General features: G+C 68.7%; 21 protein-coding genes. 13 read left to right on the top strand and 8 right to left on the bottom strand.

The window, feature by feature from the left end; genetic code table 11:
* Positions 1–29: 29 nt before the first annotated feature.
* The 5 genes from ACF8O7_RS05130 to ACF8O7_RS05110 all read right to left on the bottom strand — a co-directional run bounded on the left by ACF8O7_RS05130 (position 30) and on the right by ACF8O7_RS05110 (position 5,555).
* A complete protein-coding gene (locus ACF8O7_RS05130; protein WP_133072284.1) occupies positions 30–1,703 on the bottom strand; it encodes an MFS transporter in 1,674 nt (557 codons plus the stop codon).
* An 11-nt stretch (positions 1,704–1,714) separates the two neighbouring features.
* The gene (locus tag ACF8O7_RS05125) at positions 1,715–3,613 is read right to left on the bottom strand and encodes an amidohydrolase (RefSeq protein WP_016447951.1); all 1,899 of its coding nucleotides are present in this window, start codon (positions 3,611–3,613) and stop codon (positions 1,715–1,717) included.
* Between the two features lie 124 nt (positions 3,614–3,737).
* Entirely contained in the window at positions 3,738–4,004 is a 267-nt protein-coding gene (locus ACF8O7_RS05120; RefSeq protein ID WP_016447950.1) for a XapX domain-containing protein, read from the bottom strand.
* Positions 4,005–4,043: 39 nt separating this feature from the next.
* The gene (locus ACF8O7_RS05115) at positions 4,044–4,742 is read right to left on the bottom strand and encodes a hydrolase (RefSeq protein WP_016447949.1); all 699 of its coding nucleotides are present in this window, start codon (positions 4,740–4,742) and stop codon (positions 4,044–4,046) included.
* A 108-nt stretch (positions 4,743–4,850) separates the two neighbouring features.
* Entirely contained in the window at positions 4,851–5,555 is a 705-nt protein-coding gene (locus tag ACF8O7_RS05110; RefSeq protein ID WP_154835588.1) for a pirin family protein, read from the bottom strand.
* A 102-nt stretch (positions 5,556–5,657) separates the two neighbouring features.
* On the opposite strand from ACF8O7_RS05110, the gene ACF8O7_RS05105 reads away from it, so the two are divergent.
* Positions 5,658–6,581 carry a LysR family transcriptional regulator gene (locus tag ACF8O7_RS05105; RefSeq protein ID WP_016447947.1) on the top strand — a complete coding sequence of 308 codons (924 nt, stop codon included), beginning with the start codon at positions 5,658–5,660 and terminating at the stop codon, positions 6,579–6,581.
* A 38-nt stretch (positions 6,582–6,619) separates the two neighbouring features.
* Here the strand turns inward: ACF8O7_RS05105 and ACF8O7_RS05100 are convergent, their stop codons facing one another.
* A complete protein-coding gene (locus ACF8O7_RS05100; RefSeq protein WP_016447946.1) occupies positions 6,620–7,141 on the bottom strand; it encodes a YqaA family protein in 522 nt (173 codons plus the stop codon).
* 107 nt (positions 7,142–7,248) lie between these two features.
* Here ACF8O7_RS05100 and ACF8O7_RS05095 point away from each other — a divergent pair, with 107 nt between their 5' ends.
* From ACF8O7_RS05095 to ACF8O7_RS05070, 6 genes are all read left to right on the top strand, one after another.
* Positions 7,249–7,836, top strand: coding sequence for a hypothetical protein (locus ACF8O7_RS05095; protein ID WP_392442637.1), 588 nt, complete (start codon positions 7,249–7,251; stop codon positions 7,834–7,836).
* 143 nt (positions 7,837–7,979) lie between these two features.
* Positions 7,980–9,050 carry a tRNA dihydrouridine synthase DusB gene (gene dusB / locus ACF8O7_RS05090; RefSeq protein ID WP_392417782.1) on the top strand — a complete coding sequence of 357 codons (1,071 nt, stop codon included), beginning with the start codon at positions 7,980–7,982 and terminating at the stop codon, positions 9,048–9,050.
* The gene (locus ACF8O7_RS05085) at positions 9,047–9,280 is read left to right on the top strand and encodes a Fis family transcriptional regulator (protein ID WP_016447943.1); all 234 of its coding nucleotides are present in this window, start codon (positions 9,047–9,049) and stop codon (positions 9,278–9,280) included. Before dusB ends, ACF8O7_RS05085 begins: the two co-directional genes overlap by 4 nt.
* 44 nt (positions 9,281–9,324) lie before the next feature.
* Positions 9,325–10,923, top strand: coding sequence for a bifunctional phosphoribosylaminoimidazolecarboxamide formyltransferase/IMP cyclohydrolase (gene purH / locus ACF8O7_RS05080; RefSeq protein WP_209798838.1), 1,599 nt, complete (start codon positions 9,325–9,327; stop codon positions 10,921–10,923).
* Entirely contained in the window at positions 10,923–11,399 is a 477-nt protein-coding gene (locus tag ACF8O7_RS05075; RefSeq protein WP_209798836.1) for a c-type cytochrome, read from the top strand. The genes purH and ACF8O7_RS05075 overlap by 1 nt, the downstream gene beginning before the upstream one ends.
* A 2-nt stretch (positions 11,400–11,401) precedes the next feature.
* Entirely contained in the window at positions 11,402–12,001 is a 600-nt protein-coding gene (locus ACF8O7_RS05070; protein ID WP_392442635.1) for a DNA-3-methyladenine glycosylase I, read from the top strand.
* Positions 12,002–12,051: 50 nt separating this feature from the next.
* On the opposite strand, the gene hemL is transcribed toward ACF8O7_RS05070, so the two are convergent.
* Together hemL and ACF8O7_RS05060 are read right to left on the bottom strand one after the other, a co-directional pair.
* Positions 12,052–13,368 (bottom strand): glutamate-1-semialdehyde 2,1-aminomutase, encoded by a 1,317-nt coding sequence (gene hemL, locus ACF8O7_RS05065; RefSeq protein ID WP_370690594.1) that lies wholly within the window; start codon positions 13,366–13,368, stop codon positions 12,052–12,054.
* A gap of 74 nt (positions 13,369–13,442) precedes the next feature.
* Complete coding sequence (locus ACF8O7_RS05060; RefSeq protein WP_016453190.1) at positions 13,443–14,402, bottom strand: bifunctional hydroxymethylpyrimidine kinase/phosphomethylpyrimidine kinase; 960 nt, start codon at positions 14,400–14,402, stop codon at positions 13,443–13,445.
* A gap of 115 nt (positions 14,403–14,517) precedes the next feature.
* On the opposite strand from ACF8O7_RS05060, the gene ACF8O7_RS05055 reads away from it, so the two are divergent.
* Genes ACF8O7_RS05055 through ACF8O7_RS05030 form a run of 6 tightly spaced genes read left to right on the top strand, consistent with a single transcriptional unit; the run spans position 14,518 to position 24,711 of the window.
* On the top strand, positions 14,518–14,670 hold the full coding sequence (locus tag ACF8O7_RS05055) for a rubredoxin (protein ID WP_017406135.1): 153 nt from the start codon (positions 14,518–14,520) through the stop codon (positions 14,668–14,670).
* A gap of 47 nt (positions 14,671–14,717) precedes the next feature.
* On the top strand, positions 14,718–15,116 hold the full coding sequence (locus ACF8O7_RS05050) for a PleD family two-component system response regulator (protein ID WP_016447937.1): 399 nt from the start codon (positions 14,718–14,720) through the stop codon (positions 15,114–15,116).
* Positions 15,116–15,481, top strand: a complete 366-nt coding sequence (locus ACF8O7_RS05045; RefSeq protein ID WP_016447936.1) for a PleD family two-component system response regulator — start codon at positions 15,116–15,118, stop codon at positions 15,479–15,481. Before ACF8O7_RS05050 ends, ACF8O7_RS05045 begins: the two co-directional genes overlap by 1 nt.
* A 15-nt stretch (positions 15,482–15,496) precedes the next feature.
* Positions 15,497–16,024, top strand: a complete 528-nt coding sequence (locus tag ACF8O7_RS05040) for a chemotaxis protein CheW (protein ID WP_016447935.1) — start codon at positions 15,497–15,499, stop codon at positions 16,022–16,024.
* Between the two features lie 18 nt (positions 16,025–16,042).
* Positions 16,043–18,295 (top strand): methyl-accepting chemotaxis protein, encoded by a 2,253-nt coding sequence (locus ACF8O7_RS05035; protein ID WP_016447934.1) that lies wholly within the window; start codon positions 16,043–16,045, stop codon positions 18,293–18,295.
* Positions 18,296–18,345: 50 nt separating this feature from the next.
* Positions 18,346–24,711 (top strand): Hpt domain-containing protein, encoded by a 6,366-nt coding sequence (locus ACF8O7_RS05030; protein WP_392442632.1) that lies wholly within the window; start codon positions 18,346–18,348, stop codon positions 24,709–24,711.
* Positions 24,712–24,723: the final 12 nt, after the last annotated feature.

Genomic DNA, 24,723 nt, shown 5'->3' with positions numbered 1-24,723 from the left:
GCAGGCCAGGGCAGGCCTGCCGCAACGCTTCAGTGGGCGTGGCCGTGCGCCGGTGCCTGCGCAGGCCCGCTGGCGGCACTGGTTGCACTGGCGGCGTCCAGCGCCAGGAAGTGGTGGACCACGGGCCGCTCGGGGCCGATATGAAAGCGCAGCGCCTGGGCCTGCAGATCGGCATCGGCCCTGGACACGCGCTGGTGCTGGCGCAGATGCTCGGCCCAGGACTCCACCAGGAACCACTCGATCACCCGGCCCGGCTCGCCCGTGTGCTCGGCGATGCCCCAGGCATAGGCGCCGTCGCGCCGCCGCTCGCGCGCCACATGCTGCATGGCCTCGATGAAGGCTGGCAGGTCGTCGCGGCGCACCTGGTACTCCACCTGGATCATTACCGGGCCACGGTCATGGGCCACCGGTTCGGCCAGCAGCGGCTCGGGCCAGTGGTTGGAGGCCTGCAGGTCCGCCTCGCCCGTGGGCAGCTTGATGCGGTGGAACACCAGCGAGATGGCCACCAGGCCCGCCGCGCCGATCAGCAGTGCCGTGGGAACGCCCACGCCCTGCGCGAACAGCCCCCAGGCCAGGCTGCCGCCCGCCATGGCGCCGTTGAACACCATCAGGTAGATGGCCAGCCCGCGGCCGCGCACCCAGTTGGGCAGCACCGCCTGGGCCACGCCGTTGAGCGTGGTCAGCGCAATGATCCAGCCCAGGCCCAGCACCAGCATCAGCAGCACGGCGGCCCATTGCGGCGGTGCCGTGGACAGCGCGGCCATCACGGCGGCGCTGAGCACGGAGGACAGGAGCACCAGGCCATCGGCATCCAGCCTTTTGCGCAGGCGCGGCAGCACCAGCGCGCCCAGGATGGCGCCTGCGCCCACGGCGCCCAGCATCACGCCGTAAAAGCCTGCCGAGCCGCCCAGCATGCGCCGCGCCACCAGCGGCAGCAGGGCCCAGACCGAGCTGGCGAACAGGAAGAACACGGCGGCGCGCAGCAGCACCACATGCAGCTCGCGGCTGGAGCGGGCATAGCGCAGGCCTGCGCGGAATGCGCCGAAGAACTGCTCGTTCAGCGCCGATGCCTCGGCCTTGGGGCGCTTCCACCAGACCAGCGCGGCGATTACGAACACGTAGCTGACCACGTCCGCGCCGTAGGCCGCCGCCGCGCCGAAGCTGGCCAGCAGCAGGCCGCCGGCCGCAGGGCCCAGGGCGCGTGCGATGTTGATGCCCAGCGAGTTCAGCGCCACCGCGTTCTTGAGGTCGCTGCGCGGCACCAGCTCGGGCACGATGGACTGCCAGGTCGGCCCCATCAGCGCCGCGCCTATGCCGCCCACGAAGGTCAGCGCCACCAGGTACTCCACGGTCAGCGTATTGGTGCGGGCCAGCAGCAGCAGGCTGGCGCTGACGGCGGCCAGCAGGATCTGGATGCCGATCAGGAAACGGCGGCGGTCCAGGATGTCGGACAGCACGCCGGCCGGAATCGCCAGCAGGAAGATGGGCAGCGTGGCCGCCGTCTGGATCAGGGCCACGGCGGCCGGGCTGGCCGACAGTTCGGTCACCATCCAGGAGCTGGCCACATCGCGCATGAAGCTGCCGATATTGCCCAGCACCGTGGCCGCCCATAGCACGGCGAACACGGGCTGTCGCAGCGGCGCGAAGCTGCCGGAGGAACTGCCGGCAACAGCTGGGGCAGACGGCTTGGAATCGATGGACATGGCCTTGCTCCTCAGGCCATCCAGCAGGAGCAGCCCAGCGCGCCGAAGAAGCTTCGGGGGTCCGAGGTCGGCACGTTCGATGCCCAGGCGTCGGCATGGCGGTGGCCGTGCATGCCGCAGCTGGTGCCGCAGCCGCAGGCCGCCGCCAGGCTGCGGTAGCGCGCGGGGTTGAGCGAGTTCCTGCCCGCGCCCTCGGGCTCGCCCCAGGCGCCGTAGCCGCCGAAGCGCCGCACGGGAGACCAGTCGGGCATGGCCGGCGGCAGCGGGTTGTCGTCATGCTGCTGGAAGGGGCCTGCGCCATAGACCACGCGGCCGCCCACCACGGTGAGGTCGGAGGTGAGGAAGGAGATCTCGTCCTCGGGCACGGCGAAATAGTCCTTGCTGGGCACGATCATGTCGGCCAGCTGGCCCACCTGGATGCGGCCGCGCAGGCCTTCCTCGTTGGAGAACCAGGCCACGTTCTCGGTCCACATGCGCAACGCGGTCTCGCGGTCCAGCAGGTTGCGCTGGGGGTACATCTGCAGGCCGCCCACAGTCTTGCCCGTCACCATCCACGACAGCGACACCCAGGGGTTGTAGGAGGCCACGCGCGTGGCGTCCGTGCCGGCCGAGGTCTTCACGCCGCGCTCCAGGATCTTCTTGACGGGCGGCGTGGCCTCGGTGGCGCGTGCGCCGTAGCGCTCGGTGAAATATTCGCCCTGGTAGGCCATGCGGTGCTGCACGGCCACGCCGCCGCCCAGGGCCGCAATGCGGTCGATGGACTTGTCCGAAATGGTCTCGGCATGGTCGAAGAACCAGTTCAGGCCGTCGATGGGCGTGTCGCGGTGCACCTTCTCGAACACATCGAGCGCGCGCGAGATGGTCTCGTCATAGGTGGCGTGCAGGCGCCACGGCCATTGGTTCTGCACCAGCACGCGCACCACTTCCTCCAGGTCGCCCTCCATGCTGGGCGGCATGTCGGGGCGCGGCTGGCGGAAGTCCTCGAAGTCGGCGGCCGAGTACACCAGCATCTCGCCCGCGCCGTTGTGGCGGAAATAGTCGTTGCCCTGCTTGTATTTCACGCTCTGCGTCCACTTCAGGAAGTCGGCCTTCTCCTCCTTGGGCTTTTGCGTGAACAGGTTGTAGGCCAGGCGCACGGTGATCTGGTTGGCCTCGCTGAGCTTCTGGATCACCTCGTAGTCGTCGGGGTAGTTCTGGAAGCCGCCGCCCGCATCGATGACGCCGGTCACGCCCAGGCGGTTGAGTTCGCGCATGAAGTGGCGCGTGGAGTTGACCTGGTAGTCCAGCGGCAGCTTGGGACCCTTGGCCAGCGTGGCATAGAGGATGGTGGCGTTGGGCTTGGCCAGCAGCAGGCCCGTGGGGTTGCCGTTGGCATCGCGCGTGATCTCGCCGCCGGCGGGCTCGGGCGTGTCGCGGGTGTAGCCCACGGCGCGCAGGGCGGCCGCGTTGAGCAGGGCGCGGTCATACAGGTGCAGCAGGAACACCGGCGTGTCGGGCGCGATGGCGTTGATCTCCTCGATGGTGGGCAGGCGCTTTTCCACGAACTGGTGTTCGGTGAAACCGCCGACCACGCGCACCCACTGCGGCGCGGGCGTGTTGGCCACCTGGCGCTTGAGCATGTCCAGCGCATCGGCCAGCGAGCGCACGCCGTCCCAGCGCAGCTCCAGGTTGAAATTCAGGCCGCCGCGAATCACGTGCGTATGGTTGTCGAACAGGCCGGGCAGCACGCTGCGGCGCTGCAGATCGATGCGGCGCGTGCCGCTGCCGGCCAGGGCCAGCACCTCGGCGTCCGTGCCCACGGCGATGAACCGGCCGTCCTTCACGGCCACGGCGGTGGCCGTGGGCTGGGCCTTGTTCAGGGTGGTGAAGCGGCCGTTGTGGAAGACGACTTCGGGCGTGGAATCGGACATGGAGGCTCCTTGGCGAGCGTTGGTGGTGCAACCCAGCAGTCCACCCATGGCAAGGGTGGCGGCGGAGCCCAGGACTTTTCTGCGCGTGGTCATGGTGCAGTTTTCTTGAAGGTTTGGGGAGAGGTCAGCCGTGCTGCCGATCGGCATCGGTGCTCTTGCGACCGGGCAACTCGCCCAGCACATGCTCGGTGGCCTGCGTCTTGCTGCAGGCGCTGCGCAGGTCCATGCCCTGCAGCAGATGCCGGCCCACGGGCACGATCTGCTCGCCGGCCAGGATGCCCAGCAGGCCGACCAGGGCCACCAGCGGCGGTGCGGGCGAGCGCACCTGCAGCAGGCTGTAGACCACGCCGACCAGCAGGCCGGCCCCCAGGGAAAGTGCGTAGAGCTTCATGGCGAGACTCCTTTGGCGGGCCGGCGGCGGCGCTGGTGCTCAGGCCTTGGCGGGGTTCGGGCCCACGGTCTCGCCATGCTGCACGCGTTCGGCGGCCTTGTGCACCATGGTGTAGGCATAGTCCACGCCCATGCCGTAGGCGCCGGAATGCTCGCGCACGATGTCCATCACCGCGTCATAGGTCTCGCGGCGGGCCCAGTCGCGCTGCCATTCCAGCAGCACCTGCTGCCAGGTTACGGGCACCACGCCGGCCTGCACCATGCGGTCCATGGCGTAGTTGTGGGCGTCCAGCGACGTGCCGCCCGAGGCGTCGGCCACCATGTAGATCTCGTAGTCCGTGTCATGCAGGGCGGACAGGGCGAAGGTGGTGTTGCACACCTCGGTCCACAGGCCGGAGACCACGATCTTCTTGCGGCCCTGGGCGGCGTTGGCGGCCAGCGCATCCCGCACGTTCTGGTCGTCCCAGGAATTCATGGAGCTGCGCTCCAGCAGCCTGTGCTCGGGGAACACGGCCAGCAGTTCGGGATAGGTGTGGCCGGAGAAGCTGCCCGTCTCCACCGTGGTGATGGTGGCGGGAATGTCGAAGGCCTTGGCCGCCTTGGCCAGGCCGACCACATTGTTCTTGAGCACCTGGCGGTCGATGGACTGCACGCCGAAGGCCATCTGGGGTTGCTGGTCGATGAAGATGATCTGGCTGTTGGCGGGTGTCAGGACTTCGAGGTACTTGCGGTCGGTCATGGTGATCTCCTGTGAGGCAGTGGGTTGGGTGAAGGAAGGGACAGCGGAAATTCGGAAAGACAGTTGGGGCAGGTGGGTCCCGGCCGGAGCCGGGGCGGCAAGGGCGCTTCAGCGCGCCGTGTCGACGAGCACCAGCTCGGCGTCGGTCAGGGCCGTGACGCGCAGGGTCTCGACGTCGCTGATGGCGGCGCCGTCGCGCTCCTGGAGCGTCACGCCGTCGATCTGCACCGAGCCGCTGGCCGGCACCAGGTAGCCCAGGCGGTCGCGGCCGATGCGGTACTCCGTGCTCTCGCCGGCCTTGAGCGTGGCGCCCAGCACCCGGGCGGCGGTGCGGATGGGCAGGGCGTCCTCGTCACCGGGCAGGCCGCTTGCCAGGGCCACGAAGCTGCCCGAGCGCTCGCCCTTGGGGAAGGGCTTGGCACCCCAGGACGGGGGCTGCTGGCCGCGCTCGTCGGGCATGATCCAGATCTGGAAGATCCGCGTCGTGTCCTTTTCCTGGTTGTATTCCGAGTGGCGGATGCCGGTGCCCGCGCTCATTACCTGCACGTCGCCCGCTTCGGTGCGGCCCTTGTTGCCCAGGCTGTCCTGGTGGGTGATGGCGCCTTCACGGACATAGGTGATGATTTCCATGTTGGCGTGGGCATGGGGCGGGAAGCCCGTGCCGGCGGCGATGGTGTCGTCGTTCCACACCCGCAGCGCGCCCCAGCCCATGCGGGCCGGATCGTGGTAGCCGGCGAAGGAAAAGTGGTGCTTGGCATCGAGCCAGCCGTGGTTGGCACCGCCAAGGGCTTGGAAGGGACGGCGTTCGATCATGGTGTTCTCCTGCTGCGTTGTGTGTTGCGATGGATGAACTTTATGTTTTGCCGATCAAGAAGAGAATAGAAAATATGCAAAGACATCTATTCCTAAACTTTCATGCCAAGACTTCCTGACCTCGAAGCCTGGGCCGTCTTCGCCAAGGTGGCCGAGACGGGCTCCTTTGCCAAGGCCGCCGCCGAGCTGGGCGTCTCCCAGCCCACCATCTCCAAGGCCATCACGCGGCTGGAGACGCGGCTCAAGACCAGCCTGTTGCACCGCACCTCGCGGCGCATGTCGCTGACGGCCGGCGGCCAGGCCTCTCTGGAGCGGGCCGCGCGCATCCTGGCCGAGGGCGAGGCCGTGGAGGCCGAGATCAGCGAGCAGTCCAAGAGCCTGCGCGGCCCCATCCGCATTGCGGCGCCCATGTCGTTCGGCATCTCGCACCTGGCGCCGGCCGTGCCCGCCTTCATGGCCGAGCACCCGGAAGTCACGCTGGACCTGCACTTCAGCGACGAGCTGATCGACGTCGTGGCCCAGGGCTTCGACATCGCGCTGCGCATCTCCTCGCTGCCCGACTCCAGCCTGCTGGCGCGGCGCCTGTGCACGGTGCGCCTGCTGCTGGTGGGATCACCCGAATACTTCGAGCGCCACGGCCGCCCCACCCATCCGCGCGAGCTGGCGCAGCACCGGGCGCTGCGCTATGTGCACAGCCGCCTGGGCGAGGCCTGGCGCTTCGTGCATGCGCGCCGCGGCGAGTTCGCCCAGGTCGTGCCCACGGCCATGCGCGTGAACAATGCCGAGGGCCTGGCGCCGGCCCTGCGCGCCGGGCTGGGCCTGGCCCTGCAGCCCGAATTCCTGGCCTGGGAGGATTTGCAATCGGGTGCGCTGCAGACCTGCATGGACGACTGGCAGGTGCCCTCCATCGCCCTGCACATCGTCACGCCGCCGGGGCGCGCCCGGCCGGCGCGCGTGCAGGCGCTCATCGATTTCCTGGCCGCGCATTTCGCGCTGGCGCCCTGGGCGCGCGAGCCGCAGGCGTAGATCGCAAAAGGGGAGGGCTTCGGTGGGGGGCTTCGGCCTCAGCTGGCCCAGGAGGCCGGCAGCAGCTGCAGCAGCACCACCGTCATCACCACATAGCGCAGGAACTTGCCGATGGCCATGTAGAACACGCAGGGCCAGAACGGCAGGCGCAGCCAGCCGGCCACGGCGCACAGCGGATCGCCCACCACGGGCAGCCAGCTCAGCAGGCAGGCCTTTGCGCCCAGGCGGCGCAGCCAGACGCGGGCGCGGCGCTCGTGGCGTGACAGATTGCGCGGCGGCTTGGCCCGTTCAGGCGGCAGCCCGGCCAGCCGCCGCTCGCGTGCCGCGCGCCAGGCCTTGTGCGCGCCCAGGCCCATCCACCAGCTGATGGCCCCGCCCAGCGTATTGCCGGCCGTGGCCACGAAAACCGTCTGCCAGAACAGGTCGGGATTGAGCTGGAGCAGGCCGACCACCGCAGGCTCCGAGCCCAGCGGCAGCAGCGTGGCCGAGATCAGGGCCACGATGAACACGGTGCTGAGGCCGAACTGCGGCAGCGCCAGCCAGCCCAGCAATTGATGCATCCAGACTTCCATAGGTGCTGCCAAGTGTAGGTCTGCGCTGGCTGACGCCTTGTCGGCCTGAAGCTATCGTGGGGCCTGGTCCGGAACCACAAAGAACAGGGGGCGTCATGCAGACAGGGCGGATTGCAGGATGGGCGGGATGGGCGGCATTGGGAATGGCAGCAGCCGGCCTGGCCGGCTGCGCCGCGTTGCAGCCATCGCCAGGCAAGGACACCACCGTGGTGGCACAGGCCACTGCCCAGGCGCCACCGACCCAGGAGACCGCACCGACCTCGGCCTGGGGCAAGGCGCTGCAGGCCAAGGGCTGCACCCTGCCGGACCCGGCCGTGGCCGACAGGCTGGAGCAGCTGCAGCGCGAGCTGGAGCCGCTGGGCCTGGAGCCGCGTCTGCAAGGCTGCGTGAGCCTGGCCGGTCCCGAGCTCCGCCCGGCCCTGGTGCTGGACGCCTGGGTGACCGACGGGCGCAAGGCCATGGCCGTGGTGCGCGGCCCGCTGGCCGACGGCGAGGCGCTGGACCTGGGGCTTGAGGCTGGGCAGCAGAAAGCCGGGCTGCAGAAGGTCGGCCTGCGTCCCATGCCCGACGACCAGGTCTCTCCTGACGTGCAATTCAACCGCCGCTGGTGGCAGGGCCGGCTCGGTGCCTACGGGCTGCAGGCCGTTCCGGGCCAGGTGCGTACCTTCGTTCCCACACCATGAAACCGCTGCGCTGTCTTGTTTTCGCCGCTTGGCCGCCTTGACGGCCCGGTTTTAGCCCTGCTGAAAATTTGGGCAGGTACAATCTTGGTCCTTTGTTGCCGCCCGTTTTGTGATCGGCGCGCGCGTTTTCTCCGGCTTTCCCGATGTCCTCCCTTCCCCTGTCCATAGGCCCCCATGCCCTGGCCAACCGCCTGTTCGTCGCCCCCATGGCGGGGGTGACGGATCGGCCGTTCCGCCAGCTGTGCAAGGCCCTGGGCGCGGGCTATGCGGTCAGCGAGATGGTGACTTCGCGCAAGGACCTGTGGAACAGCCTCAAGACCTCGCGCCGTGCCAACCATGAAGGCGAGCCCGGGCCCATCGCGGTGCAGATCGCGGGCACGGACGCCGAGATGATGGCCGAGGCCGCGCGCTACAACCTGGACCGCGGCGCCCAGATCATCGACATCAACATGGGCTGCCCGGCCAAGAAGGTCTGCAACAAATGGGCCGGCTCGGCCCTGATGCAGAACGAGGCCCTGGCCGTGGAGATTGCCCAGGCTGTGGTAGAGGCCTGCGCCCCGCACGGCGTGCCCGTCACGCTGAAGATGCGCACCGGCTGGTGCGACGCGCACAGGAACGCCGTGGTGCTGGCCCGCCGCTTCGAGGAGGTGGGCATACAGATGCTCACCGTGCACGGCCGCACGCGCGAGCAGGGTTACAAGGGCTTTGCCGAGTACGACACCATCGCTGCCGTCAAGGCGGCGGTGCGCGTGCCTGTGGTGGCCAATGGCGACATCACCGGCCCCGAGAAGGCGCGCGACGTGCTCGCCTACACGGGCGCCGATGCCGTGATGATCGGCCGCGCCGCCCAGGGCCGGCCGTGGATCTTCCGCGAGATCGCGCACTTCCTGGCCACGGGCGAGCACATGGCCCCGCCCCTGGTGGCCGAGCTGCGCCGGCTGCTGCTGGAGCATCTGCAGGACCACTACAGCCTGTACGGCGAAGGCACCGGCGTGCGCAGTGCGCGCAAGCACATCGCCTGGTACCTGCGCAGCCTGCCGGGCGGCGAGGCATTCAGACAACACATCAACACCATCGAGGACTGCGCGGTGCAATGGCAGGCCGTGGCCGACTATCTGGACGCCCTGGGCGCGCAGATGGACCGGATACCAGCCGCCATCGATGCCGGCGCCACAAGCGCCGAATTCGCAGAGCTCGCAGGAATGACAGTATGAGCAACCAGAACATCGAACAATGCGTGCGTGAAAGCCTGGAGGGGTACTTCCGCGATCTCGACGGCGAAAAGCCCAATGGCATGTACGACATGCTGATCCACCTGGTCGAAAAGCCGCTGCTGGAAGTGGTGATGAGCCAGGCCGACAACAACCAGTCCCGCGCCGCCGACTGGCTGGGCCTGAACCGCAACACGCTGCGCAAGAAGCTGCTCGAGCACGACATGCTCTGAGCGGCACGAATTCCCCTTTTTTCAAACTCCCTGCACCGACGCCCATGAACGCCCTGCTCTCCGTCTCTGACAAGACCGGTATTGTCGAATTCGCCCAAGGCCTGCACGCCCTGGGCATCAAGCTGCTGTCCACCGGCGGCACCGCCAAGCTGCTGGCCGAGGCCGGCCTGCCCGTGACCGAGGTGGCCGAAGTCACCCAGTTCCCCGAGATGCTGGACGGCCGCGTCAAGACCCTGCACCCCAAGGTCCACGGCGGCCTGCTGGCGCGCCGCGAGCTGCCCGCCCACATGGCGGCCCTCAAGGAGCACGGCATCGACACCATCGACCTGCTGGTGGTGAACCTCTACCCCTTCGAGGCCACCGTGGCCAAGGCCGGCTGCACGCTGGCCGACGCCATCGAGAACATCGACATCGGCGGCCCGGCCATGGTGCGCTCTGCCGCCAAGAACTGGGCCGACGTGGGCGTGATCACCGATGCCGGCCAGTACGAGGCCGTGCTGGCCGAACTCAAGGCCAATGGAAAGCTGTCCGACAAGCTGCGCTTTGCGCTGTCCGTGGCCGCCTTCAACCGCATTGCCCAGTACGACGGCGCCATCAGCGACTACCTGTCCAGCGTGAAGTTCGAGGACGACAAGCTCTCCGAAGCCTACGTGCCCGAGCGCAGCCCCTTCCCCGGCCAGAGCAACGGCCACTTCACCAAGGTGCAGGACCTGCGCTACGGCGAAAACAGCCACCAGCAGGCCGCCCTGTACCGCGACCTGTATCCGGCTCCCGGCTCCCTGGTCACGGGCGAGCAGCTGCAGGGCAAGGAGCTGTCGTACAACAACATCGCCGACGCCGATGCCGCCTGGGAATGCGTCAAGAGCTTCGAGCAGCCGGCCTGCGTGATCGTCAAGCACGCCAACCCCTGCGGCGTGGCCGTGGGCAAGGACGCGCACGAAGCCTATGCCAAGGCCTTCCAGACCGACCCCACCAGCGCCTTCGGCGGCATCATCGCCTTCAACCGCACGGTGGACAAGGCGGCGGCCGAGGCCGTGGTCAAGCAATTCGTCGAGGTGCTGATGGCCCCCGACTTCACGGCCGAGGCGCTGGAAATCTTCAAGCCCAAGGTCAATGTGCGCCTCATGAAGATCGCCCTGCCGGCCGGCGGCGAGCGCGCCTGGGACCAGGGCCGCAACGCCGTGGACGCCAAGCGCGTCGGCTCGGGCCTGCTGCTGCAGACCGCCGACAACCATGAGCTGGCCCTGGCCGACCTCAAGGTCGTCACCGTCAAGCAGCCTACGCCCGAAGAACTGCAGGACCTGCTGTTCGCCTGGAAGGTCGCCAAGTACGTCAAGAGCAATGCCATCGTGTTCTGCAAGAACGGCATGACCATGGGCGTGGGCGCAGGCCAGATGAGCCGCCTGGACTCGGCGCGCATCGCCTCCATCAAGGCCGAGGCCGCCAAGCTGAGCCTGCAGGGCACGGTCGTGGCCAGCGATGCCTTCTTCCCCTTCCGCGACGGCCTGGACGTGGTCGTTGACGCAGGCGCCACCTGCGTGGCCCAGCCCGGCGGCTCCATGCGCGACCAGGAAGTCATTGACGCCGCCAACGAGCGCGGCGTGGCCATGGTCTTCACCGGCGTGCGCCACTTCCGCCACTGATGGCCGGCCAACTGCCTCCTGGCGCAGACGACGAGGGCGACGACGCCCCCCACCGGCCCCGCTGGCTGGGCTGGGCGCTCGTGGTCTTCATGCTGCTGGTGGCGCTGGGTGTCTTCAACATCGGCTGGCGCATCATGCGCGGGCCGGCTGTCGGGGCCACCACGGCGGCGGCCGCAGCTGCCGTGACAGCCGACGCGCAGCTGGCCGCCGGCAAGGCCCTGGTGGAAGGCAATGACTGCCTGCGCTGCCACGGCCTGGTGCGCCACTACGTGGGCCCGTCCTTCCAGCAGATCGCCGGTCGCTACCGGGGCCGCGAAGATGCCGCCGACTACCTGGCGCGCAAGATCCGCGAGGGCGGGGCCGGCGAATGGGGTCGCGCCATCATGCCGCGCCACCCGCACATCGATACGGCGCAATCCCTGCAGATGGCGGCCTGGCTGCTGTCCCTCCCTTCTCCCGAACCCGGGAAATCCTGACCATGTCCCGCCTGTTCACCGCCCCCGACGGCCGGCCGCGCTGCCACTGGTGCGCGGCCACGGACAGCTACCTGGCCTACCACGACCGTGAATGGGGCTTTCCCGTCACCGGCGACCGGCGCCTGTTCGAGAAGCTCAGCCTCGAAGGCTTCCAGTCCGGCCTGAGCTGGCTGACCATCCTCAACAAGCGCGAGAACTTCCGCGCGGCCTTTGCGGGCTTCGACTTCCACCAGGTCGCGCGCTTCACCGAAGACGACGTGCTGCGGCTGCTGGGCGATGCGGGCATCGTGCGGCATCGCGGCAAGATCGAGGCCGTGATCAACAACGCGCAGCGGGCGCTGGAGATGGTGGAGGCGCAAGGCTCGCTGTCGGCCTTCTTCTGGCGCCATGCGCCGGAGCCCGTGACCGGTGGCGGGCCCGTGTCCGAGACGGCCGAGTCCCGGGCGCTGTCCAAGGAGCTGAAGAAGCTCGGTTGGAAGTTCGTGGGGCCTACGACTGTCTACTCGTTCATGCAGGCCATGGGCCTGGTCAACGACCATGCGCAGGGCTGTGCCGTGCGCGATGAGGTCGAACAGGCGCGCCAGGCTTTTCTTCGGCCCTGACGTGAAAAGAGCCCGCAAGGGCGGGCTCGATCGGCAGGTACGGGCCAGCGTCAGAGCGTCTTGAACACTTCGCGCGCGGCTTCGATGGTCTTGTCGATGTCCTCGTCCGTGTGCGCGGCGCTCACGAAGCCGGCCTCGTACAGGGCGGGTGCGAAGTAGTGGCCGCGCTCCAGCATGCCGTGGAAGAAGCGGTTGAAGCGTGCGCCATCGGTCTTCATGACCTCGGTCCAGGTGCTGGGCAGCTCGGGCAGCAGGTAGAAGCCGAACAGGCCGCCCTGGTGGTCCACGCTGAAGGGCACGCCGGCGGCGTCGGCCTCGGCCTTGAAGCCGGCCATCAGGCGGCCGGTCTTCGCGTGCAGGGCGTCGTGGAAGCCCGGCTCGCTGATCAGCTCCAGCGTCTTGAGTCCGCAGGCCGTGGCAATGGGGTTGCCCGACAGGGTGCCTGCCTGGTAGACCGGGCCCAGGGGCGAGAGCTTTTCCATGATCTCGCGGCGCGCGCCGAAGGCCGCCATGGGCATGCCGCCGCCGATGACCTTGCCCAGCACGGTGATGTCGGGCGCAAAGCCTTCGATCTGCTGGGCGTACAGGCTCTGGGCGCTGCCCAGGGCCACGCGAAAGCCGGTCATCACCTCGTCGTAGACCATCAGCGCGCCATGCTCGCGCGTGAGTTCGCGGATGCGGCGCGTGAAGGGCACGCTGGCGCGCACGAAGTTCATGTTGCCGGCAATGGGCTCCATGATCACGCAGGCGATCTGGTCGCCGAACTGGGCGAAGGCCTCCTCGAGCTGGCCCACGTCGTTGTATTCCAGCACCACGGTGTCCTTGACCACGTCCTGCGGCACGCCGGCCGAGGAGGAGGCGCCGAACGTCGCCAGGCCCGAGCCGGCCTTGACCAGCAGGGCGTCGGCATGGCCGTGGTAGCAGCCGTTGAACTTGATGATCTTGTTGCGGCCCGTGAAGCCGCGCGCCAGGCGCAGCGCGCTCATGCCGGCCTCGGTGCCCGAGCTGACCATGCGCACCATGTCCATGGAGGGCATGAGCGAGAGGATCTTCTCGGCCAGCACGACCTCGCGCTCCGTGGGGGCGCCGAAGGAGAAGCCTTCCAGCGCGGCGGCCTGCACGGCGGCCATCACCTCGGGGTGGCCGTGGCCCAGGATCATCGGACCCCAGGAGCCGATGTAGTCGGTGAACTGCTGGGCGTTCTCGTCCCAGAAATGCGCGCCCTGCGCACGGCGCACGAAGCGCGGCGTGCCGCCCACGGCGTTGAAGGCGCGCACGGGCGAATTCACGCCGCCGGGGATCACGGCCTTGGCGCGTTCGAACAGGGGAATATTCAGGTCAGTGGTCATAGTGCAGGAGTCTGCCATGTGCGGGGGACAAGCCAGAGGTGCCAAGCCAAGGGCCTGTGCCGGCCGCGCAGCCGCTCAGGCGGTGGCCTGCCTCAATGCTTGGTGTCATGAGGGGGCATCACGAAGCCTTCGATGGCCTGGGTGTCGGGGTCCAGTTCGGCGAGGGGCTCGGCGGCGGCCTCGGCATCTTCATCCTCGGGCTCGGGCTGGGCCCAGAACATGCGGTCCGGGATGTAGTGGCCCATGCCGGGGCGAAAGCCGCTGTCCAGGCTGCGGTCCAGGTACTCCAGCGCCTCCTGCGTGGCCAGCCCCAGGTCGTTGCCGCTGGCCACCAGGGCCGTCAGCGCGGCCGACAGGGTGTCGCCCGAGCCGGTGAAGGTGGCGTCGAACATCTCGTACTTGCTGTTGCCCAGCACCGACTGCGCCGTGGCCAGCACGTTGTCCACGAACTGGTCGGGCAGGGGAATGCCGGTGACCAGCACGTAGGGCACTTCCAGGGCCTCGGCCGCCATGGCGATGTCGCGCGCCGTGGGGCTGCGGCTGTTGGTCCAGTCGGGCAGCAGCCAGCGCGACAGCGTACTGTGGCTTCCAACCAACACAGACGTTTGCGGAAGAACAAGTTCCTTGAGGGCGTCCATGTACTGGTCGAGCGGGTCTTCCTCCCACCACGACAGGTCGGGCATGTAACAGACGATGGGGATGTCGGGGTAGTCGGAGGCGATCTCGGCAATCGCTGCCAGGTTGCCCGGGCTGCCCACGAAACCGACCTTGATGGCGGACACGGGAATGTCCTCCAGCACGGCGCGCGCCTGCTCGGCCACGGCCTCGTCGTCAAAGGGAAAATGCTCGAAGATCTTGGCCGAATCGCGTGCGTAGGCACCCGTGACCACGGGCAGCGGATGGCCGCCGACCGAGGCGATGGTGGCGATATCGGCCGACAGGCCGCCCGCCCCGCTGGGGTCGCTGGCGTTGAAGACCAGCACGCAGACGGGCGCGGTTTCGTCCATCGGCTCGGTGTCGGGACTGGGGGAGTTGGAGGGGTTCAATGCCATGGCTCAGCCCAGTGTGCGCCCCGCCAGCGAAGGCCGTGGCGGGTGGTTGTGACTAGATACAATCGTTGCATTCTATGTGAAGGCCCTTTAAGCTGTGACCGACCCCAAAACTTGGATGTGCTTGATCTGCGGGTGGATCTATGACGAGGCGCAAGGCTGCCCCGAGCATGGCATCGCACCCCAGACGCGTTGGGAAGACGTGCCCATGAACTGGACCTGTCCCGAGTGCGGAGCACGTAAAGAAGACTTTGAGATGGTCGAAATCTGAGCGCGGGACCACCCGCGCCGACTCATACATTTCCGGGAGGTTTCTCAGTGACGACATCGGGCGCACCCTTGCGCGTACTCGTGGTGGATGACAGCAATACCATCCGCCGCAGCGCAGAAATCTTCCTCAAGCAGGGCGGGCACGAAGTGCTCCTGGCCGACGACGGCTTCGACGCACTGTCCAAGGTCAACGACTACCAGCCCCAGCTGATCTTCTGCGACATCCTCATGCCCAAGCTGGACGGCTACCAGACCTGCGCCATCATCAAGCGCAACGCGCGCTTTGCTGACACGCCTGTGGTCATGCTCTCGTCCAAGGACGGCGTATTCGACAAGGCGCGCGGGCGCATGGTGGGCTGCCAGGACTACCTCACGAAACCCTTCACCAAAGACCAGCTGCTGCAGGCCGTGGAGCAGTTCGGCAAGCAAACCATAGGAGCACTTTGATGCCCATCCGCAAAGTCCTGGTCGTGGACGACTCCAAGACCGAACTGATGTTTCTGTCCGACATGCTGCAAAAGCAGGGCCTGCAGGTACGCACGGCCGAGAATGGCGAAGAGGCCATGCGCAGCCTGGCCGAAGACCGTCCCGACCTGATCCTGATGGACGTGGTCATGCCCGGCCAGAACGGCTTTCAACTGACGCGTGCCATCACGCGCGACCCGCTGTACGCCGACCTGCCCATCATCATGTGCACCAGCAAGAACCAGGAGACCGACCGGGTCTGGGGCATGCGCCAGGGTGCGCGGGACTACATCACCAAGCCTGTGGATGCCGATGAGCTGCAGGCCAAGATCGCGGCGCTGAACTGATCTGGTGCGCTGCCCATGGCGAACCGTGAAGCACTGCGCGATCTGCAGTCCCGTCTGGCTGGCCGCCTTCAGGCCGCACGCAGCGAAGGCGTCAAGGTGGCGGCCTGGCTGGCCGTCCAGGCCGGCGGGCGCAACTACCTGATGCCGCTGGGCCAGTCCGGCGAGATCTTTCCCTGGGCCGGCGTGCAGCCTGTGCCCTATACAAAGCCCTGGTTCCTGGGCATTGCCAACCTGCGCGGCACCCTGGCCGGCGTGATCGACCTGGCCAGCCTGCTGGGCCACGGCGTGACACGCAGCGAACCGGCGCTGGCCGAGTCCAGCCTGCTGGCGTTCAATGCCGCGCTGGAAGTGAATGCGGCCCTGCTCGTGGACCGCCTGCAGGGCCTGCGCAGCGCCGACGCATTCGTGCGCACCGAGCCTGCGCCCGAGCACTCTCCCGCCTTTTTCGGTCCCGTGCATATCGATGAAGCGGGCCACCGCTGGCAGGAGCTGCAACTGCAGCGCCTGTCCCAAACCTCCGAGTTTCTGAGCATTCGCGCCTGAGTTTCTGAAGGTCGTCCCATGTCATTCTTGCAACGTCTTGCAAATCGCTTCCAACGCAAGCCGGCCGACGCCGGCTCCGGTGCGGACAACAGCATGCTCGGAGACACCGTCTCCCAGGATATGTACGCACTCGATGCGTCACTGACCGTGCAGGGCGCCCCCGACGCCATGCCGGGCCGCGACGGCGGCGCAGCCGTTGACCACGACATGGTGGCCCTGCCGCTGCTGGGCCGCGCGCCTGCCGCGCGCCACCAGCGCACGCTGTCCACCTTGCTGGGTGTGTCGGTGCTGGCCCTGGTGCTGGCGGCGGCCTGGGCCCTGCGCCAGGCCGACGGCTCGGCGCAGCAGCTGGCCGCCACCGGCCAGGCGCTGATGCAGTCGCAGCGTCTGGCCAAGTCGGTCTCGCAGGCGCTGACGGGCGCGGCATCCTCCTTTGTGGACGTGCAGGACAGCTCCGGCGTGCTGGCGCGCAACGTGCGCGCCATTGCCTCGGGCGACGACTCCATGGGCGTGCGCCCGCTGGGCGGCGCCTATGCCGATGAACTGGCCCAGATCACGCCGCTGATGGAGCGCGCCGAGCAAAGCGCCAAGGTGGTGATGGACCAAAAGCAGATCCTGACCCAGGTCGGCGACGCGCTGCGCACCATCAACCGGCAGTCCTCGGACCTGCTGGAGATCGCCGAAACCATCTCCTCGCTGAAGCTGCAGCAGGGCGCCAGCCCGGCGGAAATCTCCGCTGCCGGCCAGCTCGTGATGCTGACCCAGCGTATCGGCAAGTCGGCCAACGAATTCCAGACCGCCGAAGGCGTGAGCCCCGAGGCCGTGTTCCTGCTGGGCAAGGACTTGAACTCGTTCAAGGAAATCTCCGAAAGCCTGCTGAGCGGCAGCAGCGAGCTGCGCCTGCCTCCCACGCGCGACGCCCAGACCCGCGAGCAGATCGAGGCGCTGATCAAGCTCTACGAAGAGACCCGCAGCGAGGCCAGCGCCATTTTGGGCAACCTGCAGGGCCTGGTGTCCGCCCGCGAAGCCCAGACCGCCATCAACGCCGACAGCGAACCGCTGCGCCGCCATCTGGAAGACCTGCAGAACAAGCTGCAAAGCGGCGCCGGCATCGGCTCGCTGCCCATGGGCCTGCTGGCGCTGGCCACCGTGCTGGTGCTGCTGTGCGGCGTGGGCCTGTCCCGCGTGCAGCTGCTCGACAGCCGTCTGCGCCAGGAAGCGGCCGAACGCCGCCAGGAAGAGTCCCGCGTGCAGGAGCATGAAGCCAAGCGCATCAACGATGCCAACCAGGCCGCGATTTTGCGCTTGATGAACGAACTGCAATCGGTGGCCGAAGGCGATCTGACGCAGGAGGCCACCGTGACCGAGGACATCACCGGCGCCATTGCCGACTCGGTGAACTACACGGTGGAAGAGCTGCGCGCCCTGGTGGGCAGCGTGCAGAACACGGCAACGCGCGTGGCACAGACCACGGCCGAGGTGGATGCCAACTCCACCGAGCTGCTGGCCGCGTCGACCGAACAGCTTCGCGAGATCCGCGAAACCGGCCGCTCCGTGCTGGACATGGCAGGCCGCATCAACGAGGTCTCGACCCAGGCGCAGGAATCTGCCCAGGTGGCGCGCCAGTCGCTGGAAGCTGCGGACCTGGGCCTGAAGGCCGTGCAGAACGCCATCGGCGGCATGAACTCCATCCGCGACCAGATCCAGGAAACCTCCAAGCGCATCAAGCGGCTGGGCGAATCCTCGCAGGAGATCGGTGAAATCACCGAGCTGATTTCCGACATTACCGAGCAGACCAACGTGCTGGCGCTGAACGCCGCCATCCAGGCCGCATCGGCCGGTGAAGCCGGTCGCGGCTTCTCGGTGGTGGCCGAAGAAGTGCAGCGCCTGGCTGAGCGCTCGGCAGATGCGACGCGCCAGATCGCGGCGCTGGTGAAGGCGATTCAGACCGACACCCAGGATGCCGTGGCCGCCATGGAGCGCTCCACCCAGGGTGTGGTCGAGGGGGCGCGACTGTCCGACTCCGCAGGTACCGCGCTGACCGAGATCGATACCGTGTCGCGCCACCTGGCCGAGCTGATCGAGCTGATCTCCTCGTCCACCTCGCGCGAGGCCGTCCTGGCCAACGACGTGGCCGAGAACATCCAGCACATTTTCGCGGTGACGGAGCAGACGGGCGAAGGCACACGCACCACGGCGCAGCAGGTGCGCGAACTCTCGCACATGGCCGAGGAACTGCGCCAGTCGGTGGCGCGTTTCAAGATTGCCTGACCCGGTCCAACATAGCTATGCACAGGCCCTAGGGGCTTGGGGAACTGTCCATGTCAGTGGTTGACGAATCGCAAACGGGCGCGGCGCAGGCCGCGCACACCGAACAGGACCTGGGCCCGCTGGCCTGGGTGCTCGATGAGCTGCGCAAGTCGCTGGAAGGCGCGAGCAAGGCCGTGGCGCGTTTCGTGCGCGATGCCGATGCGGCGCGCGCCTCGGACCTTGAGGAGCTTGACACCTCGGCCCTGCGCATCGCCCGCCAGCAGCTGCACCAGGCCTGCGGCGCCCTCGAAATGGTGGGCCTGGGCTCTCCGGCCCTGGTGCTGCGCGGCATGGAAAGCGCCGTGCAGCGCTTCGTGCAGCGCCCCGAGCTGTGCACCGACCAGGCTGCCGCCACGCTGGAGCGCGCCAGCTTTGCCCTGATCGAATACCTGGAAACCGTGCTGGCCGGCAAGACCGTCTCGGCCGTGGCCCTGTTTCCCCAATACCGCGACACCCAGGCGCTGGCCGGCAACGACAAGGTGCATCCGGCCGACCTGTGGCCTGCCGAGCGCCGCGCGCGCGAGCCCGAATGGGCGCGCCAGGCCGAGCCGCTGGCCTACGGGCCCGATGCCCGTGCCCTGCTCGACGGCGTGGTGCTGCGCATGGTCAAGAGCGATGACCGCGAGGCCGCCGCCCAGATGCGTGACCTGTGCCTGCGCTTTGCCGTGGCCCAGACCGAGGATGTCACCGCACGCAGCTTCTGGAAGGTGGCCGCTGGCTTCTTCGACGCGCAGTCGCGCGGCCTGATCGTTGTCGACCTCTATGTGAAACGCATGGCCTCGCGCGTGCTGCTGCAGTACGCTGCCATGGCCAAGGGCGACCGCACGCCGCCTGCGCGCCTGCTGCAGGACCTGCTGTTCTTCTGCGCCCAGGCGCGCCCGGCCGAGCAGGCCGGCGCCGCCCTGCAGGCGGTGCGCCAGGCCTACGGCATGCAGGCCCAGCCGCAGGTGGACTACCAGCAGACCCGCTTTGGCCGCTACGACCCGGCCGTGCTGGTGCAGGCGCGCAAGCGCATCACCACGGCGGCGGAGACCTGGTCCGCCCTGGCAGGCGGCGACCGTGCGCGCACCAAGATCGTGGTGGACCAGTTCGCCCAGGTGGCCGAATCCCTGGTCAAGCTGCACCCGGCCAGCCATGGCCTGGCGCGCATGCTGATCAAGGTGGCCGAAACCGTGGCCCGCATCGGCGAGCCGCCGCCGGCGGAACTGGCCATGGAAGTGGCCACCTCCGTGCTCTATCTGCAGGCGGCCTTTGCCACCATGGACATGGGCGACGAGGAACTGGCCGAGCAATCCGCCAACCTGGTACAGCGCCTGGAGGAATCCCTGCAGGGCGCGCCCGCCCGGCCGCTGGAGCCGTGGATGGAGGAGCTGTACCGCCAGGCCAGCGACCACCAGACCATGGGCTCGGTCGTGGGCGAATTGCGTGCCACGCTGGCCGAGGCCGAGCGGCACCTGGACCAGTATTTCCGCAACCCCGCCGATGCCACCGTGCTGGCGCCGGTGTCTGGCCAGATGGCGCAGATGCGCGGCGTGCTGTCCGTGCTGGGCCTGGACCAGGCCACCCAGGCCATGCAGCGCATGCGCGAAACCGTGGAGCGGCTGGTATTGGGCGAGATCGCCGAGTCAGAACGGGCCCAGGTCTTCGACAAGCTGGGCAACAGCCTGGGCGCCATGGGTTTCCTGATCGACATGCTGAGCTACCAGCGCAGCATGGCGCGCAAGCTCTTCGTCTATGACGAGGCCGAAGGCGGTCTGCGCATCCTGATGGGCCGCCGTGGCCACCGCGCCGACGACGCGGGCAAGGCGCCCGAGCAGCTGCCGGCCCTGGACACCGCCGCCGTGCCGCCGCAGCGCGAAGCCGTTGCCGTGGCCCAGCCGCTGCCCGTGCCCCAGATCCAGCCCGCCGAGACTGCACACGACCTGCCTGCCGAACCCACTGCGGCAGCACCGTCGGTGCCGGCGCCGCCGCCACCCTCCGTGGATCTTGTGCCCGAGCCCCTGCCGCAGGCGACTGTCGCCGGGCAGCAAGCGCTGGCCGACGATGCCGAACTGGCGCAATTCGCCAAGGCGCTCGAGATACCCGCCGAAGCGGCTCAAGCAGCTGACGTGGCTGAAGCGGCCGAACCGGTGCCCGGCCCTGCTGCCGCTGCCGCCACGGCTCAGCCCGAACCCTTGCCTGAACCCGTTCCCCCGTTGGCCGGTCTGACCGTCTCGGAAGATGATTCCGACGACGAAATCCTGAGCATCTTCCTGGAAGAGGCCCGCGAGGTCGTGGACAACGGCCTGCAGGCGCTGCGCACCCTGGCCGATGAGCCCGGCAACCTCAGCGAACAGACCACGCTGCGCCGCGCCTTCCATACGCTCAAGGGCAGCTCGCGCATGGTCGGCCTGGATGAATTCGGCGAAGCCGGCTGGGCCATGGAGCAAATGCTCAATGCCTGGCTGGCCGAGCAAAAGCCCATGCCCCAGCCCATGCAGGAGCTGGCCAGCGACGCGCTGCGCGCCTTTGGCGCCTGGGCTTCGGCCATCGAGCGCCAGCAGGCCGATGCCTGGCTGGCCACGCCCTTCCGCGCCGCAGCCGATGCCATGCGCCTGGAAGGCGTGCGCGCCGACGTGGCCCTGGTGCCGCGTGCCGACCGCCGCACGCAGGCCGAGCCTGCCGCGGTCGAGGCGCCGGTGGAGCCCTTCGCCGCAGTGGAGCAGCAGCTGCAGGCCGAGCAGCGGGAAGCCCCCGAGCCGGCCGTGCCCGCCGAGACCGCCGGGACCGCCGGTGACCTGGACATTGCGCTGGACTTCGGTCTGCTGGACCTGGACCCCCAGCCTGCGGCGGCCGTGCCCGAACAGTCGCAGGGTTCAACGCAGCCGGAGACCGCCGAGGCACCCGCTGCGCTGGCCACCGACGCGGTGGAGGAGCTGGACTTCGCCGCCTTCGAGGCGGCCATGCGCGACAGCGAGCAGGAAGCCCTGGCCGTTGTCTCGGGCGACCAGCCCGCGCTGCCCGGCACAGAGACCGTGCCCGAGGCACATGCCGACGCGCTGCCCGCGCTGCAAGCAGAAGCAGGTGCAGAAGCTGTAGCCGAAGCCGAAGCCGAAGCCGAAGTTGAAGCCGAAGAGCAGGCTCCGCACGCCGCCGTGCCGCTGGCGCCTTTCGAGGGGCTGGATCTGGACCTGACTCCGGCAGCCGCACCTGCCGAGGCCATCGAAGCCGTAGAAGCTTCCGAGGCGGAAACCCCGCAGGAACTGCATACCGAATCCGTGGCCGATGAGGCGCCTGCGGTGGCTGAGGAGTCCGGCGCACAGGAGCCGTCCGGCGTCGATGCCGATGGCTTCAAGGTCGTGGACGGCCTGCGCATCAGCGCGCCGCTGTACAACGTCTATCTCAACGAGGCCGACGAATGGTCGCGCCGCCTGGACCTGTCGCTGCAGCAATGGGCGACCGAGCCCGGCGAGCCCGTGCCCGATGACGCCATCGCCTTCGCGCATTCGCTGGCCGGCAGCTCGGCCACCGTGGGCTTCAAGGCCTTGTCGGACCTGGCGCGCCTGCTGGAGCATGCGCTGGCCCATCTGCAGCCGCAGCGCTGTGGCACGCCTGAGCAGGTCGCCGCCTGCATTGCGGCTTCCGACGAGGTGCAGCGCCTGCTGCACCAGTTCGCGGCCGGCTTCCTCAAGACACCCCAGCCGGGCGTGGAAGAAGCACTGCAGGCACTGCTGGCGCTGGATATCGAAGTCGCGGACGCTCCGGACAGCCGGCTCGATGCGCTGCTGCCGGAGCCGTTGCCGCAGCCTGGCACGGATGCCGTGCTCGACGCCGGCGCCCATGCGCAGGCCCAGGCACAGGACGTGGCGCCGCTGGCCTATTCCATGCGCCCCCTGGTCAACGACGCACGCCAGGAAGCCGAGCTGCAGCGCCGCATCGATGAGGCCATCGCCCATGCGGTGGCCGTGGGCAACGACCTGGACGACGACATCGACGCCCTGGACGAAGTGGACCCCGACCTGTTCCCCATCTTCGAGGAAGAGGCCATCGAGCTGCTGCCCCGCCTGGGCGCTGCGCTGCGTCGCTGGCATGGCCGGCCTTCCCTGGACGAGGCGCGCCACGAAACGCTGCGCGCCCTGCACACCCTCAAGGGCAGTGCCCGACTGGCTGGCGCCATGCGCCTGGGCGAAATGGCCCACCGGCTGGAATCCGCCGTCGAGCGGGTCGACAGCGAATCTCCCACGGCCGAGCAGATCGAGCCCTTGCTGGGCAACTTCGACGCATTGCAGGCCGGCTTCGACGTACTGCGCGTTGCGGGCGAACAGGTGCAGGATGGGCCGCTGGGCCTGGCCGATGGGCCGGACCAGGCCGAGCCTGCCGCCTCTGCGGTGTCTTCTGACGCCACGGCCTCCGACGCCTCGGGCGCTGGCGCATCCCCGGCGCCGGCCGACGCACAGCCGGCTCCTGTCACCGCGCCGCTGCGTGCGGGCGCCCACCAGACGGTGCGCGTGCGCGCCCAGTTGCTGGACCGCCTGATCAGCCAGGCCGGCGAGGTGCTGATTGCGCGCTCGCGTGTCGATGCGCGCCTGGCCCAGGCCCGTGGCTCGCTGGACGAGCTGGCCGGCAACCTGGAGCGCCTGCGCATGCAGCTGCGCGACATCGAGGTCCAGGCCGAGAGCCAGATGCAGTCGCGCCTGGCCCTGTCCAAGGACTCGGCGGCCGGCTTCGACCCGCTGGAGTTCGACCGCTTCACGCGGGTGCAGGAACTCACGCGCATGATGGCCGAGTCGGTCAACGACGTGGCCACCGTGCAGCGCAACCTGCAGCGCGACATGGCGGGCGCCGAGGACGACCTGGTCGCCCAGGGCCGCCAGGCGCGCGAGCTGCAGCGCGACCTGCTGCGCACGCGCATGGTGGAGTTCGACTCCCTGGCCGAGCGCCTGTATGCCGTGGTCCGCCAGACCTCCAAGGAAATGGGCAAGCAGGTGCGGCTGAACATCCTCGGCGGCACCATTGAAATGGACCGGGGCATGCTGGACCGCATGATGCCGGCCTTCGAGCACCTGCTGCGCAACTGCGTGGCCCACGGCATCGAGCCGCCCGAGCAGCGCACCGCTGCCGGCAAGCCGGCCATGGGCACCATCGAAATCATCCTGAGCCAGGAGCGCAACGACGTGGCGCTGTCGGTGGAGGACGATGGCGCCGGCCTGAACCTGCAGCGCATCCGCGACAAGGCCGTGGCCCAGGGCCTGTGGCCCGAGGACCAGACGCTGACCGAGCAGGACGCCGGCCGCCTGATCTTCGAGCCCGGCTTCACCACCGCCACCGAGGTGACCGGCGTGGCCGGGCGCGGCATCGGCATGGACGTGGTGCGCTCCGAGGTCAACGCGCTGGGCGGCCGCATCGAGACCCACAGCGAAGCGGGCCGGGGCAGTGCCTTCCGCCTCGTGCTGCCGCTGACCACGGCCGTCACCCAGGTGGTCATGCTGCGCGCGGGCCGGCTGCTGGTCGGCGTGCCGGCCAGCCTGGTGGAAATCGTGCGCCGTGCGCCCTTGGATCTGCTGCAGCAGGCCTATGCCAGCCACGGCTTTGAAGATGGCGGCGAGACCTTGCCCTTCTACTGGGCGGGCGCGCTGTGGCAGTCCTCCCTGCGCAGCGAGGAAACCGTGGGCCGCACCCGGCCCGTGGTCATCCTGCGCAGTGCGTCGCAGCGCATTGCGCTGCACGTGGACGAAGTGCTGGGCAACCAGGAAGTGGTGATCAAGAACCTCGGCCCCCAACTGGCCCGCCTGCCCGGCCTGACCGGCATGTCGGTGCTGGCCTCGGGCGCCGTGGTCCAGATCTACAACCCTGTGGCGCTGGCCAACGTCTATGGCGACGAGGTGCGCGCCCGGACCGAAGAGGCCGAGCGTGCCGCCGGCCAGGGCGACGGCGAAGCCGTGCCGGCCAGCGCGGGACCGGTCTCGGTGCCGCTGGTGCTGGTGGTGGACGACTCCATCACCGTGCGCCGCGTCACCCAGCGCCTGCTGCAGCGCGAAGGCTACCGCGTGGCCCTGGCGGCCGACGGCCTGCAGGCCATGGAACGCCTGGCCGAGGAGCGCCCGACCCTGGTGCTGTCCGACATCGAGATGCCGCGCATGGACGGCTTCGACCTGCTGCGCAACATCCGCGCCGACGAGGCCCTGCGCGACCTGCCCGTGGTCATGATCACCTCGCGCATCGCCCAGAAGCACCGCGAGATGGCGCGCCAGCTGGGCGCCAACCACTACCTGGGCAAGCCCTACTCGGACGAGGAGCTGCTGGGCCTGATCCAGCACTATTCCCTGCAAGGGAACAGCACCCAGCCTGCGCCGCTGTCACTGCAGACGGAGACGCAGGTGCTGGGCGAAGAGGCCTGAGCCTCGGCGGCC

It is taken from the genome of Delftia sp. WSY_16 (assembly GCF_043104415.1).
In the GTDB taxonomy this organism is placed as follows: Bacteria; Pseudomonadota; Gammaproteobacteria; order Burkholderiales; family Burkholderiaceae_C; genus Comamonas; species Comamonas tsuruhatensis.
This window is presented reverse-complemented; position numbering and strand designations above follow the sequence as displayed.

What these genes read in the sequence shown, in the direction of transcription:
- ACF8O7_RS05130 (WP_133072284.1), bottom strand. Translation starts at nt 1,703, where the DNA reads ATGTCCATCGATTCCAAGCCGTCTGCCCCAGCTGTTGCCGGCAGTTCC.
- ACF8O7_RS05125 (WP_016447951.1), bottom strand. Translation starts at nt 3,613, where the DNA reads ATGTCCGATTCCACGCCCGAAGTCGTCTTCCACAACGGCCGCTTCACC.
- ACF8O7_RS05120 (WP_016447950.1), bottom strand. Translation starts at nt 4,004, where the DNA reads ATGAAGCTCTACGCACTTTCCCTGGGGGCCGGCCTGCTGGTCGGCGTG.
- ACF8O7_RS05115 (WP_016447949.1), bottom strand. Translation starts at nt 4,742, where the DNA reads ATGACCGACCGCAAGTACCTCGAAGTCCTGACACCCGCCAACAGCCAG.
- ACF8O7_RS05110 (WP_154835588.1), bottom strand. Translation starts at nt 5,555, where the DNA reads ATGATCGAACGCCGTCCCTTCCAAGCCCTTGGCGGTGCCAACCACGGC.
- ACF8O7_RS05105 (WP_016447947.1), top strand. Translation starts at nt 5,658, where the DNA reads ATGCCAAGACTTCCTGACCTCGAAGCCTGGGCCGTCTTCGCCAAGGTG.
- ACF8O7_RS05100 (WP_016447946.1), bottom strand. Translation starts at nt 7,141, where the DNA reads ATGCATCAATTGCTGGGCTGGCTGGCGCTGCCGCAGTTCGGCCTCAGC.
- ACF8O7_RS05095 (WP_392442637.1), top strand. Translation starts at nt 7,249, where the DNA reads ATGCAGACAGGGCGGATTGCAGGATGGGCGGGATGGGCGGCATTGGGA.
- dusB (WP_392417782.1), top strand. Translation starts at nt 7,980, where the DNA reads ATGTCCTCCCTTCCCCTGTCCATAGGCCCCCATGCCCTGGCCAACCGC.
- ACF8O7_RS05085 (WP_016447943.1), top strand. Translation starts at nt 9,047, where the DNA reads ATGAGCAACCAGAACATCGAACAATGCGTGCGTGAAAGCCTGGAGGGG.
- purH (WP_209798838.1), top strand. Translation starts at nt 9,325, where the DNA reads ATGAACGCCCTGCTCTCCGTCTCTGACAAGACCGGTATTGTCGAATTC.
- ACF8O7_RS05075 (WP_209798836.1), top strand. Translation starts at nt 10,923, where the DNA reads ATGGCCGGCCAACTGCCTCCTGGCGCAGACGACGAGGGCGACGACGCC.
- ACF8O7_RS05070 (WP_392442635.1), top strand. Translation starts at nt 11,402, where the DNA reads ATGTCCCGCCTGTTCACCGCCCCCGACGGCCGGCCGCGCTGCCACTGG.
- hemL (WP_370690594.1), bottom strand. Translation starts at nt 13,368, where the DNA reads ATGGCAGACTCCTGCACTATGACCACTGACCTGAATATTCCCCTGTTC.
- ACF8O7_RS05060 (WP_016453190.1), bottom strand. Translation starts at nt 14,402, where the DNA reads ATGGCATTGAACCCCTCCAACTCCCCCAGTCCCGACACCGAGCCGATG.
- ACF8O7_RS05055 (WP_017406135.1), top strand. Translation starts at nt 14,518, where the DNA reads ATGTGCTTGATCTGCGGGTGGATCTATGACGAGGCGCAAGGCTGCCCC.
- ACF8O7_RS05045 (WP_016447936.1), top strand. Translation starts at nt 15,116, where the DNA reads ATGCCCATCCGCAAAGTCCTGGTCGTGGACGACTCCAAGACCGAACTG.
- ACF8O7_RS05040 (WP_016447935.1), top strand. Translation starts at nt 15,497, where the DNA reads ATGGCGAACCGTGAAGCACTGCGCGATCTGCAGTCCCGTCTGGCTGGC.
- ACF8O7_RS05035 (WP_016447934.1), top strand. Translation starts at nt 16,043, where the DNA reads ATGTCATTCTTGCAACGTCTTGCAAATCGCTTCCAACGCAAGCCGGCC.
- ACF8O7_RS05030 (WP_392442632.1), top strand. Translation starts at nt 18,346, where the DNA reads ATGTCAGTGGTTGACGAATCGCAAACGGGCGCGGCGCAGGCCGCGCAC.